This is a genomic window from Actinopolymorpha sp. B17G11 (assembly GCF_040196095.1).
Lineage (GTDB): Bacteria > Actinomycetota > Actinomycetes > Propionibacteriales > Actinopolymorphaceae > Thermasporomyces.
This window is the reverse complement of the sequence record NZ_JBEFTW010000028.1, coordinates 67,008-86,268: the sequence shown is the minus strand read 5'-3', so window position 1 is coordinate 86,268 and position 19,261 is coordinate 67,008. Positions and strand designations below refer to the sequence as shown.

The 19,261-nt window shown below is 68.8% G+C and carries 16 protein-coding genes; 4 read left to right on the top strand and 12 right to left on the bottom strand.

Features of this window, described 5'->3' with window-relative positions:
- The first annotated feature begins 14 nt into the window (after positions 1 to 14).
- A complete protein-coding gene (gene rpmF / locus ABN028_RS35500; RefSeq protein WP_502877579.1) occupies positions 15 to 392 on the top strand; it encodes a 50S ribosomal protein L32 in 378 nt (125 codons plus the stop codon).
- Here rpmF and ABN028_RS25020 read toward each other — a convergent pair.
- From ABN028_RS25020 to ABN028_RS24980, 9 genes are all read right to left on the bottom strand, one after another.
- A complete protein-coding gene (locus ABN028_RS25020) occupies positions 372 to 1,190 on the bottom strand; it encodes a phosphotransferase family protein (protein ID WP_349328186.1) in 819 nt (272 codons plus the stop codon). The two genes, rpmF and ABN028_RS25020, sit on opposite strands and share 21 nt — an antisense overlap.
- 69 nt (positions 1,191 to 1,259) lie before the next feature.
- Positions 1,260 to 2,192, bottom strand: a complete 933-nt coding sequence (locus ABN028_RS25015) for a nucleoside hydrolase (RefSeq protein ID WP_349698329.1) — start codon at positions 2,190 to 2,192, stop codon at positions 1,260 to 1,262.
- Positions 2,193 to 2,315: 123 nt separating this feature from the next.
- The gene (locus ABN028_RS25010) at positions 2,316 to 2,963 is read right to left on the bottom strand and encodes a class I SAM-dependent methyltransferase (RefSeq protein ID WP_349698328.1); all 648 of its coding nucleotides are present in this window, start codon (positions 2,961 to 2,963) and stop codon (positions 2,316 to 2,318) included.
- A gap of 157 nt (positions 2,964 to 3,120) precedes the next feature.
- A complete protein-coding gene (locus tag ABN028_RS25005; protein ID WP_349698327.1) occupies positions 3,121 to 3,954 on the bottom strand; it encodes an AAC(3) family N-acetyltransferase in 834 nt (277 codons plus the stop codon).
- A gap of 417 nt (positions 3,955 to 4,371) precedes the next feature.
- Positions 4,372 to 5,220 (bottom strand): sulfotransferase family protein, encoded by an 849-nt coding sequence (locus tag ABN028_RS25000; RefSeq protein ID WP_349698326.1) that lies wholly within the window; start codon positions 5,218 to 5,220, stop codon positions 4,372 to 4,374.
- Positions 5,221 to 5,557: 337 nt separating this feature from the next.
- The gene (locus ABN028_RS24995) at positions 5,558 to 6,241 is read right to left on the bottom strand and encodes a Type 1 glutamine amidotransferase-like domain-containing protein (RefSeq protein WP_349698325.1); all 684 of its coding nucleotides are present in this window, start codon (positions 6,239 to 6,241) and stop codon (positions 5,558 to 5,560) included.
- A 4-nt stretch (positions 6,242 to 6,245) separates the two neighbouring features.
- Entirely contained in the window at positions 6,246 to 7,202 is a 957-nt protein-coding gene (locus ABN028_RS24990; RefSeq protein WP_349328472.1) for a ribose-phosphate diphosphokinase, read from the bottom strand.
- A gap of 210 nt (positions 7,203 to 7,412) precedes the next feature.
- Positions 7,413 to 7,904: a pyridoxamine 5'-phosphate oxidase family protein gene (locus ABN028_RS24985; protein WP_349698324.1), complete on the bottom strand. Its 492-nt coding sequence runs from the start codon at positions 7,902 to 7,904 to the stop codon at positions 7,413 to 7,415.
- Between the two features lie 111 nt (positions 7,905 to 8,015).
- Positions 8,016 to 9,083, bottom strand: a complete 1,068-nt coding sequence (locus ABN028_RS24980) for an ABC transporter permease (RefSeq protein ID WP_349698323.1) — start codon at positions 9,081 to 9,083, stop codon at positions 8,016 to 8,018.
- A gap of 118 nt (positions 9,084 to 9,201) precedes the next feature.
- Between ABN028_RS24980 and ABN028_RS24975 the strand changes: the two genes are divergently transcribed.
- Both ABN028_RS24975 and ABN028_RS24970 read left to right on the top strand, forming a co-directional pair.
- Complete coding sequence (locus ABN028_RS24975; protein WP_349328178.1) at positions 9,202 to 9,825, top strand: TetR/AcrR family transcriptional regulator; 624 nt, start codon at positions 9,202 to 9,204, stop codon at positions 9,823 to 9,825.
- A 180-nt stretch (positions 9,826 to 10,005) separates the two neighbouring features.
- On the top strand, positions 10,006 to 11,865 hold the full coding sequence (locus ABN028_RS24970; protein ID WP_349698351.1) for an acyl-CoA dehydrogenase: 1,860 nt from the start codon (positions 10,006 to 10,008) through the stop codon (positions 11,863 to 11,865).
- 126 nt (positions 11,866 to 11,991) lie between these two features.
- Here the strand turns inward: ABN028_RS24970 and ABN028_RS24965 are convergent, their stop codons facing one another.
- The 3 genes from ABN028_RS24965 to ABN028_RS24955 form a co-directional block, all read right to left on the bottom strand.
- Positions 11,992 to 12,945, bottom strand: a complete 954-nt coding sequence (locus ABN028_RS24965) for an LLM class F420-dependent oxidoreductase (protein ID WP_349328177.1) — start codon at positions 12,943 to 12,945, stop codon at positions 11,992 to 11,994.
- Positions 12,946 to 13,133: 188 nt separating this feature from the next.
- Entirely contained in the window at positions 13,134 to 15,596 is a 2,463-nt protein-coding gene (locus ABN028_RS24960) for a glycoside hydrolase family 43 protein (RefSeq protein ID WP_349698322.1), read from the bottom strand.
- A 274-nt stretch (positions 15,597 to 15,870) separates the two neighbouring features.
- Entirely contained in the window at positions 15,871 to 18,189 is a 2,319-nt protein-coding gene (locus ABN028_RS24955; RefSeq protein WP_349698321.1) for an MMPL family transporter, read from the bottom strand.
- 76 nt (positions 18,190 to 18,265) lie between these two features.
- Between ABN028_RS24955 and ABN028_RS24950 the strand changes: the two genes are divergently transcribed.
- Positions 18,266 to 19,096 (top strand): TetR/AcrR family transcriptional regulator, encoded by an 831-nt coding sequence (locus ABN028_RS24950; RefSeq protein ID WP_349698320.1) that lies wholly within the window; start codon positions 18,266 to 18,268, stop codon positions 19,094 to 19,096.
- The last annotated feature ends 165 nt before the right edge of the window (positions 19,097 to 19,261 follow it).

The following is a 19,261-nucleotide window of genomic DNA, read 5'->3' as shown; positions in this document are numbered from 1 at the left end:
TGACGTGCGAACCGATGTGTACGTGGCCGAGTGGCGCCGGATGCCGCCATTGCAGCGAGCAACCGAAGCGCACCGGCCATTCTCGCGTTCCGCGTGACGTAGCGGTCTGCTACGTCGGTTTCGTTCTTCTCCAGCCGCCTGAGCGAGCTGCCACCTTCCGCCGACTAGCGGGCGTGCAATCCTTCGCGGCTGGATGGACGACGTGGTTCGCGGTTTCATCACTCGGGAGCCACCACATGCAGGAACCCAAACGGAAGAAGTCTCGGTCCAGGACCCGATCGCGCCGGGCACAGTGGAAGGCCAAGCCACCCGCACTGGTGGTGTGTGGAAATTCGGCGTGCCGGTTACTCACGCACGTCGCCAGACCGTGGTTACGAGAGCAGGGTGAGTAGGCGTTCGGCTTGCCGCCGCGTCGTGCCGATCGGATTACGGGCATGGGCAGGTCCACCTGGCAGTAGCATGAGGAGCCAGACGAACGCGCACAGCCGACGCAGCTCGCCCAGTCTGGCCAGCTCGACGGGTGCGAGATCGAATGCCGTCAGCAGTGCCGGGACGTCCATCGCATCGCCGATCCAGGCGGACAGGTGCTCGACCAGTTCGGCAACCTCATAGGCCCGGTCGCTTCGGCCGGAGTCCTCGAAGTCGACCATCATGACCTGCGTACCATCCCAGAGGTAATTGGCGAGATTGCCGTCTGCGAGACCGAAGACCGGCGGCGGATCGGCTTCCACCACATCGGCAGACAGTTGGTGAATCCACGCCGATCCCATGTCGTACGCCTGGCGAACCAACGGGTCGGTCCCCAGCTGAGGTGGCGAGGCGATCGAATGCGCGACCTGCCCAACAAGCGCGGCGGGATGTCCGATCCGTCGCGGCAGTTTCGCCAGTTCGCACGCCGGAATCGCCCGGTGAAGTCGGCCGACCGCAGCCGCAAGCGCGTCGATCTGTGCCGAGGTGAGAAGTGAGGAACCCAAGGGCTCTGCGGCAAGTCGGGACATCACGACGGTGGGAGGAACGCCGGTCAGGTCCGCCCTGATCGGTCGCGGCGCGAGCCCAGGCAGGTGAGCGGCGAGCAACGTCAGGCCCGCCCATTCGCGCCGATGCTCGCCGCGACTCCACGATCGGAAGCGCTTGATCACGATGTCTGCACGAATGGTGACGTCGTGCGTGGAGGAGCCGGTGTCATGCACGCCCGTCCTCCTCGGCTCGGACCAGCCAGTCCAGAAACCCCTGTCCAGCAGGGCGGTTCGGCTAAGTACTCACGTCGACGGTCGGTTGATCGACTCGACAGCCGCGAGCCAGATGTCAGTGAAAGCGTCACCGTCGACGTCGTCGAGTACCTTGATGGCCCGCCCGTCCGATGTGGGGTGGAATCGCAACACATGGTTGTCAAGGACGGGTTGCAGGCGATGCGCGGTCACCTCAACTCCCTCCCACCCAACTGCCACCGCACAGGTGACGGGATCCCAGTGGAAGTTGAGGAGATCGTCCGGAAGACCGGAGTGGGCGCGACCGAGTTCCCGCATTCCGTTGTCGCGTCCATAGACCTCGGCCTGCTGTGCCAGGAGTTCCCCGAACGGTCCGGCCGCGCGGAGTCGGGGCAGGTCGGCAGTGCGCAGATGACCCTTCATGGTGCCCGGCAACGTCGCAAGGGTGAGATCTGCCGTCTGCGCGACGATTTCGGCGGCACGCGTGTCCCATTGAACGTTCCAGTCCATGTCCGGTCCCCACGCGGGAAGGCCATCGTCGGGCGGATGAACCCAGCCACCCATGACCACCACGGGCGCGCGGCCGAGAAGACCCGGCCGACTCACCTCCAGCATCGCCAGATTCGTGCAGGGCCCGATGCCGACGATCGTCGCGCCCAACTCCACACTCTGCTGGAGCAGGTCCAGTGCGTCGCCTGGCCGAGCGGGCAGTGGCACAGCTGTGCGTGGCCAGTACCTCTCGTCGTCCACGATCGGGTCGGCGCTCCGTAGCGTCGTCAGTGACAGTTCGGCGCCGGCGGCGAGGGGAATGTCGCGGCGGCCGACGAGATCGAGGCAGTACGCCGCATATCCAGCCCGGCGACCCCCGGGATCGATCGTGGTCGTGATACCGACGATCTCCACGTCGGGCCACCCGAGAAGCAGCCCAAGAGCGCAGATGTCGTCCGGGTCGCCGCCGAGATCGGTGTCGAGATGGATCCGCACCCCATGAGTGTGCCCGGACTACGGCGTCGGCGACAGGTCTCCGGCCCGTCGGATGCATGACGCGGCGACTGCCGCGTATGAACGGCAATGGACCACGAAATCTGATGGGACCCCGTCCATCCCCTATTCGGGCCGGCGAAGCGTCAGTGACTGGAACCGGCCGTCAGGAATTGCCATCGCGTGGAAGTCGACGATCTCGAATTCCCGAGCTGATTCCCGCTGAAGCTCCTCGTCGGTACGGAAGCAGAAGAATCGCGGTGGATCATGATGATCGCTGCGCGCGAGGCCTTCCTCGGACTGGCCGCCATAGACTCCGAGAAAGAAGAGGCCGCCCGGCCGGAGCACGGATCGGATGACAGCCAACACGGCCGACAGGTCGGCGTGCGGAACGTGCAGCAGACAGTTCAACGCATAGATGGCGTCGAACGACTCCGGCGGAAACTCCTCGCCGAGCCCGAGGAAATCTCGTACGCGGGCGTCGATGCCCTTCGCCACGCACCGCGCCACCATCGCGGGCGAGAGGTCGGTCGCCACGACATCGAGCCCGTTCTCTGCGAAGAACAGGCTGTCCTGACCGGTACCAGCGCCGATCTCCAGGAGCCGTCGGCATTCCTGCTCGCGAAGTCGGCCGAGGAAGCCGGCGCGTTCGGCCACCTTCCACGCACTCTTGGTGTCGCTGTCACGCGACTCCGCACCGCCGTCGTAGGACGTGCGAAGTCCCTGGATGACGTCGGCGTAGGCAGAATTCGGTCCAGCGGGCGACAGGTTCACGGGCAGACCTCACTCGGAACGACGATGGTGCTACGGGGGAGGCGCGGACCTCCCGCATCATAGGGGCCGACCCAGGGTCCGGGCAGCCACAGAGCAATACAGGCCACAGAGCCAACAGAGGGGGCCACTCAGAGCGGCCCTGACCGGGACGAGCGGCTCAGACGCCGTGGCCACCTCCGCGCAGGTTAGCGAGCCGCTGTTGATACGCGGCGCCACACCGGCACTCGGGGTCCTCGCACAGCAGGGCACGCGGATCCGCCGCAACGAGACGCTCGGTCGTGGACAGCACGTCCGACACGGACAGCCGTCGCGCGCGGCAGCGGCCGATGCGCACCTCCGTGGTCACCGGAGCAAGGAGGCCTTCGATCTCGCCGAAGCGATGACTTTCACCAGGGATGTTCGGCAGCTCCATCCAGACACCCGGTGCCTTCTTGGCGTACCGGTAGAACCGCGAACGCCCCAACCGCTGTTCTGCCAGATGGATGGCGGTGCTGGAGGTGTGACCGACGCCGAGGAGTACGACGTCGCCGCCGAGCTCTCCCAGCTCCTCTATCGGACCGAGCGGCCAGTCGAGGCGTCCAGCGTCGACCAGTGGGCGCGCATCCGGGCCGACCGCGAGGTAGGTGAACAGCGGATGGTCGCCGCGTTCGTGGGGGAAGTTCTGCCGCATCGTCTCGGCAATCGTGCCGAGCCAGGAATCCACCGGGAGATCCTTGGAATATACGGTCGCCTTCGCCAGCGCATCGTCGAACTCCTGCCACGTCTGGGCCTGATGGCAGGCGTTGTCCGGGCGGGTAAGCCCCGGCGGTGCGGGCAGACCGGTCAGGTCCCAGGCGCCGGCCGAGACCATGACCGTGCCGCACACATCGACGAGTGCGCGACAAACGGCCTCGGCGCCGCCGTCGACGCGACCGAACGAACGCAAGGACGCGTGGACCAGTACGCGGGACGCCTTGCTGAGGCCCAGCTGCCGTAGACCCTCGGCAATCATGTCCTGGGTGACAGGGCAAGACTCATCCATCGCAGGTAAGCCCGTCAGACCTGGCCGGGAGAAGCACGTCACTCAGAAACATGCATGGCAGCTTGGCGAAGCCCCATGCACTTGCCAACCCGATTTCGTCCCCGCGTACTCTCGGCTGACGGCGCAGATGGAACGCCGTTGTCAGCCGGGGAAGTCCATGGAACTCGGAGGCAGGGTTTGCTCGGAGCCCTTCGGGAGCCGGTTTTTGAAGGCCCGTCGTTCAGCGCGGTCGCTCCACGGGAGTCTTTCCTTGTGGCGCCGCTGGACGAGTCCCAGCACAACAAGAAGCACGGCAATACCAGCAAAAATCAGTACGATCCCCATGGCAGGGAGGGTGACACGCGTCGGCCGTCATGTCCATGGGCGAGACGGATCGTGCGCGCCAGGTCAGGGCAGGTAGCCCCACGCCTTGGCCAACGGACGCAGGTCCTCGTGCACCTCGTCCGCCTCGGGGAGTGGACGGCCGGGCTGGATCGACCCGGTACGAATCTTGATGCTCCAGTCGCCGATCCCGGCCCTGAACTTGCCGTGCTCGCTGCGTCCGTACTCCAGCATGTGGGAATCCCAGCGGACTCCGAGGTACGCGCAGATCTGCTTCGTCACCGTGGCCGGATCGGCGGTGAGGTCCTCGTAGCGCACGACCAGGCCGGGATGAGCCTGGCGCGCCTCCTCGACACCGTTCAGGTACGTGAGGGCCTCGCGGATTGTGGGTGCGAGCTCCCGGTCCGGCCTGGACTCCATCAAGGACGCGACCACGGACGCGGGATGGCGGAGCAGGAAGATGAAGCGGGCCTTCGGCCAGCAGGCGAGCAGCCGTTCGTGGTGGGTCGCGTTGGCGGGCGTCTTGTCGACCAGGACCCGCTTGCCGCTACGGACGAGTTGGCGGTGCAGTACGCGGTCCCACAGCAGGTGCTCCAACTCGTCGCGATCGAGGTGAAGCTCCTTCATCGCGACCTCGGCGTACGGCTTGTCGAAACTCACCCGGGTGAAGCGCAGATGCAGCTCGTGTGGCGCACAGATGGCCGGGTGGCTGTTGAGCAACACCCGCAACAGGGTCGAGCCGGAACGGACCCCGCAGATCACGAAGACCGGCGACGGGACCAGTCTGGCGTCGGCTGCCCTCGACCGTCGTACCTGGCGCCGGCGGGCAGGACCCCGGAGGGCTCGCCGCGCTCGTCGTGCCGACTTCAGGAGGGTCGGGTGGTCGGCCAGGCGTGTCTTCAGCTGGGTACGCATGTCAGCCGGGATCACGGAATCGACACCAATCTGCAGAGATCCGGACGTTGTTGGTCAAGAAATGGTAACGGTCACTCCCCGCGTGATGCTGAGCGGGCACCGAGCGTCATCACGTCCACGAGCGGTGCCCGCACACCACCGAAGTACCCGGTATTGGGCATGACGAAAGGTTGGCGTCCGCCCGAACGTGTCCCGCGAGCCTGGACCAAACCTCCCACAGAGGTCGCCAACCCGCCAACCGACGCGATCCAGGCCACCTTCCCGACCAGTCGGTTATCGGGACTAGTCAGTTATCGGGACTGGTCGGTCCCGCATGGCCTCGGCTAGCGGCGGGCACTCACGGCACGGACATGCCGTCGTACGACGTCGCACCGGGTGCGAGCTTGCGGTAGCCGTCCTTGTCCACCACCAGGAGCGGATCGGGGCCGATGGCCGTGACGGTGGCGCCGGCCACGACGGCGTTCGAACGTTCGGTGAGGGCGATCGCGGACCGTCCGTGGGTCGCCGCCCACACGATCTCGCGCGGCAGGTCGGCATCGCGATGGTGGACGAAGACGCCGTAGCCGGCGGTCAGGTCGGCACCATGCGTGTCGGTGAGCCCGACCTCGTTTCGGTCGATGTGCGCGATCGTGGTGATGTCGGCGCCGAGCAGGGCAGCGCCGGCGCTGCCGCCGAACACCATCCCGCCGCCCAACACGAACTCCCGGAGCTGCTCGAGCAGCTTCCACCGGCGGATGATCGACAGCAGGCGATAGGTGTTGCCACCACCGATGTAGATCGCGCGGTAGTCGGCAGGGAAGACCGGCCGGTCGCCGGTCCACAGGGAGATGTCACCGACCCCCAGCGGTTCGTAGACGCTGCGTACCCACTCCACGCAGTCGGTGTAGTCGTGGGTGGACGGGTCGAGCGCCACCGGCCAGTACGACACTGGACCGCCGCCGATCGCCCTCGCGAACTGCCGGTCGAGTGGATACGAGTCGCGGGCACCCCCGCCGCCGCCGAGGAAGACCCATCCGGGCATGGCGCTACCCCCTCACCGATGGACCGTCGAAGAGGCTGCTCACGGACTCGCCGAGATGGATCCGCCGGATCGCCTCGGCGAACAGCGTCGCGACCGAACGGACCCGCATGGTGGGCAGCACCTTGTCGGGACTGAGTGGAACGGTGTTGGTGATGACGATCTCGTCGATGTCATCCTGGCTGGCCAGGCGTTGGATGGCCTTGCCGGTGAAGAGTCCGTGCGTGCACGCCAGGGAGATCCGGCGGACCCGGCGTTCGCGCAGGCGTTCCAGGAGCTTGAGGATCGAACCCGCGTTGGCGATCTCGTCGTCGAGCACGATGACGTTCTTGTCGTCGACGTCGCCCACGATCGCGTCGATGCGTACCTCGTCGTCGGCGAGGCGTTGCTTGCTGCCGGCGGCGACCGGGAGGTTGAGGATGCGCGCGAACTGGGTGGCGGGCTTGGCGTTGCCAAGGTCCGGCGACACCACCACGGTGTCACGCAGGTCGCGGCCGGCGAAGTGCTTCGCGAGCTCGGCGACGGCGGTGAGGTGGTCGACCGGGATGCTGAAGAACCCGTGCACCTGAGGTGCGTGGAGGGCCATGGTGAGCACGCGGTTGGCGCCGGCGGTGGCCAACAGGTCGGCGACAAGCCGCCCACCGATCGAGATCCGCGGCATGTCCTTCTTGTCCGACCGGGCGTAGGCATAGTGCGGGATGACCGCGGTGATGTTCGCCGCCGAGGCGCCGCGGGCCGCGTCGAGCATGAGGAGCAGCTCCATCAGGTGCTCCTGCACGGGCGGGACGATCGGCTGCACGAGATAGATGTCGCGCTGCCGGCAGTTGGCCTGCAGCTGCACCTGCAGACAGTCGTTGCTGAAACGCTGGATCTGCATGGGCGAGAGATCGACACCCAGGTCCGTGCAGATCTCGCGAGCCAGCTCAGGGTGGGCACTTCCGGTGAAGACGCCGATGTCGCGCATCTGCCGCATGAGGTGAGCCGTTCCTGTCGGGGTTCTCGACGTCCTACGACCGACACCAGCGTATCGACCGGCCTGCCCGCAATCCCCCGGGAGGAGCGCTTCGTACGACCCTTTCGTACGCGACGACTCCTTCGTTACGTCCCTCCTACGAAGTCGATGTGCGACCGCTGGGACCGCGCACGGCCGCCCCGGGCACGGCCCTGCTGCGATCTAGGTCGACCAACTCCACCGGGTGGGGTTGTGGAGTTCGGCCTCCCATCCGTAAACGACTCGGGGCCGGACGCGGTACGCCGGACCGGGCGCGATTCCGGGTGCGGCCACACTTTCGCCCGCGACAAAGGCCCTGTAGTCGTATTTGTGGTTGTTTGCGTCGACGTAGCGCTGGAGCTCATCGCCGTCCACGACCCGCTCGCCGGCGCCTTCGACGATGACGACGTCCTGGCTGCTCTCGAGATGGACGGTGGCCTCGGTGTTGCCGGCGAGGTTCGCCGCCGCGACCGGTGACCCGGCGGCGAACACGAAGCTGTCGTCGAGCCAGACGCCCCACACGGGTCGGACGTGCGGGCGTCCAGCGGCAGAAGCGGTGGCGACCCAGTAGTTGAGTGCGGTGGTGAGCCGTTCTTCGGCCCACCCCCAGGGCAGCAGGTCGGAGGGGACGACGGACCCGAACATCCTCGGTGGTGCGGCCTCAGGAGTTCTCACGCGCCCGAGTATTCCGCTTTGGTAGGAGATCCCGGAACCCCTGGGAGTGTCGGGGCGGAAACACAGAGTTAACACCAGGGGGATCCGCGGCGTCGCCGCCCCGAGAGCCCGTCAGGTGGTGGTGCGCGCGGCGCGGTGTCGTCGTACGCCGATGAGGCCACAGGCAAGGCCCAGGGCAACCCAGCCGGCGAGGACGAGTCCAGGCTGAGTGGCGGCGGCGGAATCGAAGAACGCGGTGCTCCGCAGCAGCGATCCGCCCGCGCCAGGTGGGAGGAACTGCCCGGTGACGCCGACCCAGGACGGCAGCAGCTCCGGTGCGCTGGTCACCCCTGAGAACGGATTGCCGACGAACATCATCAGGATGGCCGCGAGTCCGAGTCCGGCGGGCCCGATGGCCGCTCCGAGCCCGGCCACCGTGGCCGAGATCGCCAGCACGGTGAGGCCTATGGCCCCCGCGTTGACCCACCAGTCACCGCCGAGTGCGCCGAGCCATTCCTGCGCGACCCACACGGCTGCGACGCCGGCGAGTGCCGACGTGACGAGCAGCCCGGTCGCCTGCGCCAAGCCCGGGCGCGACACCACGAACGTCGCGATGCCCGTGGCGATACCGGCGAACACGAGCGGCAGGACGGCAACGCTCAGCACGGTGCCGCGCGGATCGTCACGGGTGGTGGGAACGACGTCGACGACCTTGGGTGGCGCCAGCGCGTTCCCTCCGGCCTGGGTGTCGGCGCCGGTCTGGGCGCCGGCGCCACCCAAGGGGCCGTCGGGATTCGTGACCGCCTGGGTGAGCAGTTGCGCGACGAGCGGGCTGGCCGCCGACGCCGTGAGCAGGGTGATCCCGTCCGGTGCGGTGACGATGGCGCCGTAGACCTCGCGGTCCTCGATCGCCGACCGCGCGGCCGCCTCGTCTGCGTACTGATGGATCTCGAATCCACCATCGCTCGCCTGCTCCAGCTTCGTGCTGAGTGCGCCTGTGGCCTGGGCCGGGCCGGCGACTCCGAGGGGAAGGTCGCGAGGTTCGAGGTTGGCCGACGGCCAGGCGAACAGGCTGAGCATCCCGGCGACCGCAAGGGGGACGAGCAGTGCGACGCCGAGCAGTTTCGCGGCGCTGTGGAGCTTGCCGCCGGAGTGTGGCGGCTTCGCGGCCTCGAGTTCTGCGGTCGAGCTGGTGGCCATGACGGTGTCCCTCCTGTGACCGGACCAAAGAGAACGAACGATTGTTCTTTTATGGCCATCAGGCTGAGGTCGATCGAGGTCGTTTGTCAAGAAGGAACGTTCGTTTTATGTTCTGGGTATGCCACGCGTCTCCCAGGAGCACCTCGAAGCCCGCCGCCTGCAGATCGTCGACGCCGCCCGGAGGTGCTTTCTGCGCAACGGGTTCCATGCCACGTCGATGCAGGACATCCTGCGCGAAGCGGGCCTGTCCGCTGGCGCCGTCTACCGCTACTTCCCCAGCAAGGACGAGCTCACCGCGGCGATCGTGGCCGACGCCATCGCCAGGCTCCGCGAGGCGTTCGAGACCCTGGTCGAGTCCGACCCGCCACCGCCGATCGACCAGGCGTTCACCCGGATCGGGCGGACGATCCAGCGGATGGACGAGGAGTACGGGCTGGCCCGTCTCGCCATCCAGGTGTGGGGCGAGGCGGTGCGGTCACCCGAACTCGCCCAGCGGCTCCGCGACCTGATCGTCGGCGTCCGCGGGCTCATGGTCCGGATGGTACGGATCTACCAGGGGCGCGGCGAGATCAGCCAGGACGTCCCTGCCGAGAAGGTCGGCCCGGTGATCGCCGGCATCTTCCCCGGCTTCATGCTCCAGCACGTCCTCTTCGGCGATGTCGACGCCGAGATGGTGGGCGAAGCGGTCCGGGCGCTGGTCGGTGGTCGCCTCCTGGATGACAGCGACGACGAACCGGCCTGAGCCCGCCACCCGCGCGATCCAAGCGCCCTCATAGCCCGAGCCGTGATGCGGTTCACAGCGGCGACCGACTTGTGTCGTACGGAAGGAAAGCGCACCATAGGTCGAGGAAGTTACTCGCAGGTAGCATTGGGGTGGATGCCACCGCAGTTGCAGCCGGTGACCAAGGGGAGCGACGGACCGATGAGCCACTACAAGAGCAACCTCCGCGACATCGAGTTCACGCTGTTCGACGTCCTCGGCCGAGAGGCGGTCCTCGAGACAGGGCCGTACGCCGACATCGACCGCGACACCGCCCACACCATCCTGGCCGAGCTGGACCGCCTGGCGCGCGAGGAGGTCGCCGCGTCGTACGCCGAGAGTGACCGCACGCCGCCCGTTTACGACACCGCCACCCGGAGCGTCCGGCACACCGAGACGTTCAAGAAGAGCTTCCAGGCGTGGACCGACGCGGAGTGGTGGCGGCTCGACCTGGAGCCTGCCCTCGGTGGCCAGCCCTGCCCACCGTCGCTGCGGTGGGCGGCGTCGGAGCTGGTCCTCGGCGCCAACCCGGCGCTTTTCATGTACGCAAGTGGCCCGCGGTTCGCGACCGCGATCTGGCGTAACGGGACGCCGACCCAGAAGAGGTTCGCCCAGCACATGATCGACCGCCGGTGGGCCGCGACCATGGTGCTCACCGAACCCGACGCCGGATCCGACGTCGGCGCCGCCCGTGCCAAGGCGTACCCCCAGGAGGATGGGACGTGGCACATCGAGGGCGTCAAGCGGTTCATCACCGGCGGCGAACACGACCTCTCCGAGAACATCGTCCACCTCGTCCTCGCCCGTCCGGTCGGTGTGGAGGGCGCGGGTGGTCCGGGCACGAAGGGCCTGTCCCTCTTCATCGTCCCGAAGTTCCACGTCGACCTGGAAACCGGCGAGATGGGCGAACGCAACGGCGTCTATGCAACGAACGTCGAGCACAAGATGGGTCTGAAGGTGTCGACGACGTGTGAGCTGACGTTCGGCGAGGACCCTGCTCAGCCGGCGGTCGGCCACCTGCTCGGCGAGGTGCACGACGGCATCCGGCAGATGTTCCAGATCATCGAGTACGCCCGGATGCTGGTCGGTACGAAGGCGATCGCCACGCTGTCCAGCGGCTACCTCAACGCGCTGGACTACGCCAAGGAACGCGTCCAGGGCGCCGACCTCACCCAGGCGACGGACAAGACCGCGCCGCGGGTGCCGATCACCCATCATCCCGACGTACGACGGTCGCTGCTCACCCAGAAGGCCTACGCCGAGGGTCTGCGCGCACTCGTCCTCTACACGGCGTCAGTGCAGGACGACGTCGCGCTCGGCGAACACGCCGGTACGCCCGACGAGGCCGCCGCGAGCCTCAACGACCTGCTGCTGCCGATCGTGAAGGGCTACGGTTCCGAGCGGGCCTGGGTCCTGCTCGGCACGGAGTCGCTGCAGACCCTCGGCGGGTCGGGGTTCCTGCAGGACTACCCGATCGAGCAGTACGTGCGTGACGCGAAGATCGACACGCTGTACGAAGGGACGACGGCGATCCAGGGTCTCGACTTCTTCTTCCGCAAGATCGTGCGGGACCAGGGTCAGGCGTTCGGGCGGTTGGCCGGGGAGATCCAGGCGTACGCAACGTCGGGGAGTGGCGGCCGGCTCGCCGTCGAGAAAGGCCTGCTCGCGAAGGCTCTGGACGACGTACAGGGCATCGTCGGCGCGATGGTCGGCTTCCTGCTGGCGTCGCGGCCGGACGCGGCTGACTCCGATCCCGCGAGTCTCTACAAGGTCGGGCAGAACACCAGCCGGCTGCTGCTGGCGGTGGGTGACGTGGTGTGCGCGTGGCTGCTGCTCCGCAAGGCCGATGTCGCGTTGGACCGGTTGGCGGATGCTGGTGCGGGCGATGAGGCGTTCTACGAGGGCAAGGTCGCCGCGGCGAAGTGGTTCTGCGCCCAGGTCCTCCCGAAGCTCTCGGCGGAGCGGGCGATCGCCGAAGGCACCGACAACGACCTGATGGCCTTGTCCGAGTCGGCCTTCTGACCTTTGACCGGAAGCTGCGCGGGCGTGGGTCGGTGTGGCGAACGGAAGCGTTGCCCTCTGGCGATGCCCAGAGGGCAACGCCAGAGGGCGTCCGGAGTCGGCGACTGCGCGGCCTGACTGCGGCGCTCAGGACAACCGCGACAGGGTTTCGCCGGCGAGGCGTACGGTGTCGAGGTCCTGGGCGTCGGGGAGGTTGACCAGCAGGCCGTCGAGGCCGGCGTCGAAGTGGGCCTGCACCTGCTCGACCACCTGGTCGGGCGCACCCGCGATCACCGCGTTCTCGAACCAGTCGTCACCCACCTGGGCACGGACGGCCGACGCCTTGCGTTCGGCCTCTTCGACAGTGGCGGCGATGACCAACGTGGCGAGCTTGGTCTTGGTGATGTCCGCCGGATCCCGCCCCAACGCCTCGCAGTGCCGGGCCAGGACGTCCAGCTTGTGCCTGACGGTGGGCAGCCCGCCGAAGATGTTGGAGGCGTCACCATACTGGGCCACCAGTCGAAGCGTCCGCTTCTCGCCGCCGCCACCGATCATGATGGGCGGACCGCCGGAGGTGAGGGGACGCGGAACGTTGAACGCCTCGACGATCTCGTAGTGCTTGCCGGAGAAGCTCGGGCTGTGCTCGGTGAACATCGCCCGGCAGATCTGCAGTGCTTCCTCCAGCCGGTCCATCCGCTCGCCCGTCGGCGGAAACTCGAAGCCGTACGCCCGGTGCTCGACGTCATTCCACGCCGCGCCGAGGCCAAGGATCCCCCGGCCGGCCGAGATCACGTCAAGGGTCGTGACGATCTTGGCGAGCAGCGCCGGGTTGCGATAGGTCACGCCGGTGACCATGGTGCCCAGCTTCGCGGTACGGGTGCGGGCCGCCAGAGCACCGAGCAGGGTGTAAGCCTCGAACATCGGATCGTCGGGCTTCCCGAGTCCGGGTAACTGGTAGAAGTGGTCCATCACCCACACCGAGTCGAAGCCGGAGTCCTCCGCGGTGGTGGCGATCGAGGCGACCCGCTCGAAGAGCTGGTCGGGTGGGACGTCTGGATAGGTGAACAGCGGGATCTGCAGGCCGAAGCGGGTCACACTCATGCCGGCAAGTTTACGTGCCGGCTAACGATCCGTCCGCCGGTGGACGACCAGGTCCGGCGCGGACGGCTCGTGCACCGTGGTCACTCGTGTGTGGGTTATGGCCCGTACGACCTTCCACGTCTGCGCCGGTGTCCGCACGGACCGGCGGCCGGCCATGCGGACACTGGCGCAGACCCAGGTCGGCGCGGTCAGGGGCGGGACACGCGGAAGTAGTCGAACACCGCTGTCGCCGGCCCGAACTCCTCGGTCGTCGCGGGTTGGGAGCCCTGCGACACGAGTCCGACCTTCGGCGTGGAGTCGGCCGGCAGAGTCCACGTGAGGCCCCAGGTCCAGTGCACACCGTCGGTGCTGGACCCGGCGCGGAATCGGTGCTCGCGCGTGTCCGGGTCGAGGGTGTGCAGCAGGCGCAGCCAGGTCGTCTCGCCCGGCGCTCCCGCGAGCCCACCTCCCCACGACCGGCGGCCCTGGAACACCGTCTCCTTCCCGAACTCCGCGATCCGCGTCGGCCCGACCGCGACCACGTCGAAGCGGAGGAAGTCGTCGTCACCCACGTAGGCGATCAGACCCGCCTGCTGGAAGTTCCGGACCGTGTCCTCCCCGAGGTCGAGATCGAGCTTCGTCTCCACCATGTAGTCGCCGTCCGGCATCGACTCGCGCAACAGCAGGCCCGGCGTACCGCCTCCCACGAGGTCGGCCGTCTGCGTCGGCCACACGAGAGCACCGTCGCTCACCGCCGCCTCCGGGTCCTCCCGCAGCCAGGACCAGCCGGTACCGAGGCCGTCGGCGAAGTCGTCGGAGTACGCAGCGGCGACCTTCCCCGGCTCCGGATCCGGCACAGCCTTGGTGACGGGAGTGAAGAGGCCGGTGGCGGAGAAGTTGTCGGCCTCGCCGCCGTTGGCGCCGACCAGCCCGGCCCGGCCGCTCCGGTCGAGCCCGCGCGGAACGTCGAGGGAGACCTTCGCCCACGGGTCGCCCAGTCGCGCATCGGTGATGTCCGCGGTGACCCGGGTCCCGCGCGCCTCCAGGGCGAGTACGTGCCATGCGGTCGCGTCGAAGCCGGCTGGGAGGGGGACGGCCTTGGTGCGTGCGTCCGGACCCTGGCCGGCCTCGAGCCGGAGTTCGTTCGCGCCGGCGTCGAGGATGGCGCGGACGCCGATGCCGTCGCCGTCGGCCCGTGCCAACACCCCGGCGCTGCCGATGCCGGACTCTGCCGTGCGGACGTCCGCCTCGATGCGGACGTCCGTCCGCGCCAGCGGCTTGGTCACGGCGAGCGCGGCATCGCCAGCGAGTTGGGCGAAGCGGCCGGAGTCCGACCTGTCGTCCGGACCGGCGACGGTGAGCGAGCCGTGGAGGGTACGGAAGTGGTCAGCCGTCGCGTCCGGGTCCTCGAACCGGTCGTCGACCTCACCGCGGACGACCGGTGCGGGTTGCGGCGTGTCCGACCCACCGCGTCCCGCTCGCACGATCGGCCAGCCGTCGATCCAGTCCAGCCGGTCGATGTTCATCGGCCGCATCGTGAAGCCCGGTGAGACGTCGAGCCACGGGTCGTTCCGGTCGATTGCGTGGTAGGCCATGTACATCTCGCCGCTCACGTCGAGCGCCGCCGAGTGGTGGCCGGTGCCGATCCAGGTGTTGCCGTTCGGCGCGATGACGGGTGTGCCACCGGCGCGGCTGGCGAGCAGCGGCTTGCCGAGCTTGTCGACGAACGGACCGGCAGGGCTGGTCGAGCGCCCCACGAACACGGTGTAGCCGGTCGTCGGCCCCGCGCAGCAGTTCGCGGACGACGCGAAGAGGTAGTAGTGGTCCCCGTGCTTGACGACGTTCGGCCCCTCGTAGCGGGACGCCGCGATGTGCTTCGGCTCGGACACCGCCCGGAGCCCGTCGGGGGACAGTTCCACCATCCAGATCCCGGTGCCGTAGCCGCCCCAGTAGAGGTAGTGGGTGCCGTCGGTGTCGGTGAACATCGCCGGGTCGATCACCGTGTCGAAACCGTTGCCGCGCGGCTCGGCCGGGATCAGCGGCTTGTCCGACGGGGTCCACGGGCCGGCCGGGGTGTCGGCGGTCGCGACTCCGATCGCCGGGTCGAAGCCCTGCGTGGTCGTGGTGGTGTCGGGGACCGTGAAGTAGAGCAGGTACTGGCCGTTGAGATACCTGATGTCCGGCGCCCAGAAGCCGGTGGTCGGCGCCGCCCAACTCGGGCGGTGCGTCGCGTCGAAGACCGAGCCCTCGTCCTCCCAGTGCACGAGGTCGGCGGAGGAGGCGATCTTGTACGCCGAGCCGCGCTCGTTGGCCTCGTCGTACGGTCCTCCGGTCGAGTAGGCATACCACCTGCCGTCCTTGCCGCGCATCACGGCAGGGTCGGGGAAGTCGATCGAGTAGCCGCGGGTGACGAAGTTCGTGTACGACGAGCCGGCGGAATGGTGCCCGGACTCTGTGGCCACCGCTGCGGGCGCCTCGGCATCGGTGGACGCCGTGGTGCCCTGGGCCGCGGCATCGATGGGCGCGGTGGTGCCCTGCGACACGGCATGGGTGGGTGCGGTGGTGCCCTGCGACACGGCAGCGAGTGGGGGCCCGGTGAAGGCGGCCGTGGCGAGGCATGCCGCGAGGGCGCCGATCACCGCCGTACTTCGAATCCGCCGGCATCCGTCCATGGCGCTGCCCTCCGGGTGTCCGTGGTGCGACGATCATGACCGTGCTGTCCAGGGTGAGTTCTATTCGTCTTGCACAACGTTGTAAAGATGGCGTCGCTGGCCACCTTCGGCGGGCTGTCTTGTCGGACCGTCGCATGGTCGTCCCGAGCAGCAGACCATGATCAAGAGGCGGAATCGGGGGAGATTCGGCCCGTACACGCCCGGTTCATGCCTCTTGATCATGGACTGGTGTCACCGGCCGGCTCCTCCGTAGGCGCTGCTGGTATCCGACCCGCTAGCTCCCGATCTCGCGGTCGTCCGACCGGGACGCGGCGGTCGGTGCTGCTGCGGCAAGCGGTACGTCGGCGTCCGGTTCGCGTTCCGTAGGTTCCAGGCGCACAACCCCGGCGAGCCGGCGGAGCGGACGCGGCGCCCACCACGCAACAGTGCCGAGCAGCGCCAGCACCGCGGGCACCAGCAGGCCGCGCACGATCGTCGCGTCCACCGCGATCGCGATCAGCATGCCGACACCGAGCAGCTTCATGAACTTCAACCCGCTCAGCGCGAACGCCCCGACGACGATCCCGAGCAGCAGGGCCGCTGCGGTGATCAGCCCGCCGGTCCGCGCCAACCCGTCGACCACCGCGTCCCTGGGCGTACGCCCGGATCGGTAGGCCTCGGCGATCCGGGACAGCAGGAACAGCTCGTAGTCGGTCGAGAGGCCGAAGAGCACCGCCAGCATGAGGACGGGGATCGAGGCTTCCAACGGTCCGGCCTCGGTGCCGAGCAGACCGACCAGGTACCCGTCCTGGAACACCCACACGATGGCGCCGAACGACGCCGTGAGGGAGAGGGCGGAGAGCACCACCGCCTTGACGGGTACGACGAGGGAGCCGAACGCCACGGTCAGCAGGAGCAGGACCGCCCCGGCGAGAACCGTGAGCATCCACGGCATCCGGTCGCCGATCGCGTCGAGCGAGTCGATCAGCGCTGCGGTCGGACCGCCGACCAGCACCTCCCGCGTCCCGGCCGGCGCGGCGATGTCGCGCAGGTGCGTGACGGCGTCCTGCGCTGCCTGGCTCTGTGGGTCGTCGTCGACCTGGGCGGTCAGGACGACGGTGTCACCGGAGGATCCGGCCGGTGCCACACCGGTGATGCCGTCGATCCGGCTCGCCTGCTCGGCGTACGCCTGGACGGCGCGCTGCTCGGGTGCCCGGCCGTCCGAGCCGACGAGAACGACCTGGGCAGCCTCGGTCGAGGCGCCGGGAAGGGTGGCACGGACGTGCTCGGTCGCCATCCGTACGGCGTTGTCCTTCGGCAGGACGGAGGCATCCACCTCGGAGAACTCCGCCCGCAGGAACGGACTCCCCACGACCAGCAGCCCGGCGACGACCACGACGGTGACGAGGGCGGGGCGGCGCATCACCACGCGCCCGACCCGCGCCCATCCCCGCCGGTCGTGTCCCCGCCGGTCGTGGCGGCCCGGGTCGGCAGCGGTCACGCCCGGGCGCCGGCCCCGGCCGATCGGTACGCGCAACCGGTCGATCCGATGCCCCAGCACCGAGAGGAGCGCCGGCAGGACCGTCAGCGCCGAGAGTGCCGCCACGACGACGGCCGCGATGCCGCCGAAACCGATCGAGCGGAGCATTCCCTGCGGGAACACCAGGAGCCCGGACAGCGCCGCCGCCACGGTGAGCCCCGAGACGAGGACGGTACGCCCGGCCGTGCTCAGTGCCACGGTCACGGCGCGCTGGACCGACGCGGCATCGGCGCGGGATCCCGTCGCACCGTCCCCGGCGTCGCCCGCGCGGAGCTCCTCCCGGAACCTGCTCACGACGAAGAGCCCGTAGTCGACCGCGAGGCCGAGTCCGAGCAGCGTCACGACGTTCATCGCGAAGACGGAGACGTCGGTGAACGTGGTCAGCACCCAGAGGACGCCGAGTGCGCCCGTGATCCCGACGGCGCCGACGACCAGCGGGAGTCCGGCGGCGATCAGCCAACCGAAGACGAGGACCAGCACGATCAGCAGGACGGGGAACGAGATCAACTCGGCGCGGGCGAGGTCTGCTTCGGTCTGGGCGTTGACGGCGTCGCCCATCGGCGTCCAACCGCTGAACCGGAGGGTGAGTCCGTCCACGCCGTAGGTCGTCCGGCCGCCGACCGTATCGCCCGTACCCAGCAGGGCGTCTTCGACGTCGGGCCAGGCGGCGAGCTGTCCGTTCTGGTCCTCGGCGCGCAGTTGGATGGCGACGGCGCCGGTCCGGTTGTCGGCTGAGACCAGTGCCGGCTGCTGCCACCACCCGGTCGCGCCCGCGACCTGAGCGTCCGGGAGCCGCCCGACCGCCTGCCGGACAGCGTTCTGCACGGCCGGATCCTGGACGGAACGCCCAGCTGGCACGGTGTAGACCGCGAGCGCGTCGGCCTGGTTGTCGAGGGCCCGCCCCGCGGCCGTTGCGGCGCGCGAGGACTCGCTGCCCGGCACGTCGTACCCACCCTGGTCCATGCGATCGGTCAGGGTGGTGGACGCGGTGCCGGCGAGGATGGCGAGCACGGCCGCGACGGCAAGGACCCACCAGCGACGCCGCGCCACGAAGGACGCCCACTGTGCGAGCATGGAGCACTCCTGACGGCAAACGTTACGAGTCAAAACTTTTTTATGGATCGTAACCTAACGAACGAAAGGTGGTCGCATGGGCAGACCCACCCCGACCGGTGGCAACCCGGGCGAGGCGGGTACGACAGGGCCGGACGTCGATGGCGCGGCATCAGGGTCGCGGCGACCCAGCCGTCGGGACCAGCGTCGCCAGGAGTTACTCGCCGACATCGGTACCGCCACCCGCGAGCTCGTCGTCATCGACGGGCCGCCCGCGGTGACGATGGCCGCCGTCGCCGACCGGCTCGGCGTCACCGCCCCGGCCCTCTACCGCTACGTCAACGGCAGGACCGGGCTCCTCGACCTCGCCTGCGCGTCCGTCATCAGGGAGCTGGCGGCCGCTCTCATCGCCCACCGGGACTCGCTGGGCACCGATCCGCTCGCGCGCGCCCTGGGCGTCTGCCGGGAGTTCCGGCGCTGGTCACTCGCGCATCGGGCCGAGTGCAGCGCGACGTTCTCCCACCGGGCCACCCGGTTCAGCGATCCGAGCGCGACCCCCACCGCCGCCGGAGACGAAGCGGTCGCCGCCCAGCTCGAGCTCGCCTGGGTCATCGAAGAAGCACTCCTCCTGCTGTGGGCCGCCCGGCCGTTCGACGTCGGACACGGCGACGACGCGCTCCCCGAACGCCTGCGCGCAGCCCTCGGCCCCTACCGCTCCCAGATCATGGCGCGGGCGGTCGCGGCCGGTCACACCCTCGAAGAACCCCCGCTCGGCGCGACCGCGGTCCTGTTGGACTACTGGACCCGGATCTACGGGCTGGTGTCGATGGAGGTGTTCGGGCACCTTGCGCATGCCATGACCGACGCTGAGCCGCTGTTCGAAGCCGTTCTCGACGATCTGAGCGCACTGGTAGGACAGAGGCGCTGAGTCCGCCGCGCCGATCGGCTGCGCTGGGTCGGGTGCGCTGGGTCGGGTGCGCTGGGTCGGGCGTGGCGCGTAGTGCGATGCCCGCGGCGACTGTCGCGTTCGCGTACCCGTACGCACCCGCGCCCGCATGCGCGGCGAGGGAGAACGGCCTAATACAGTGCCCGT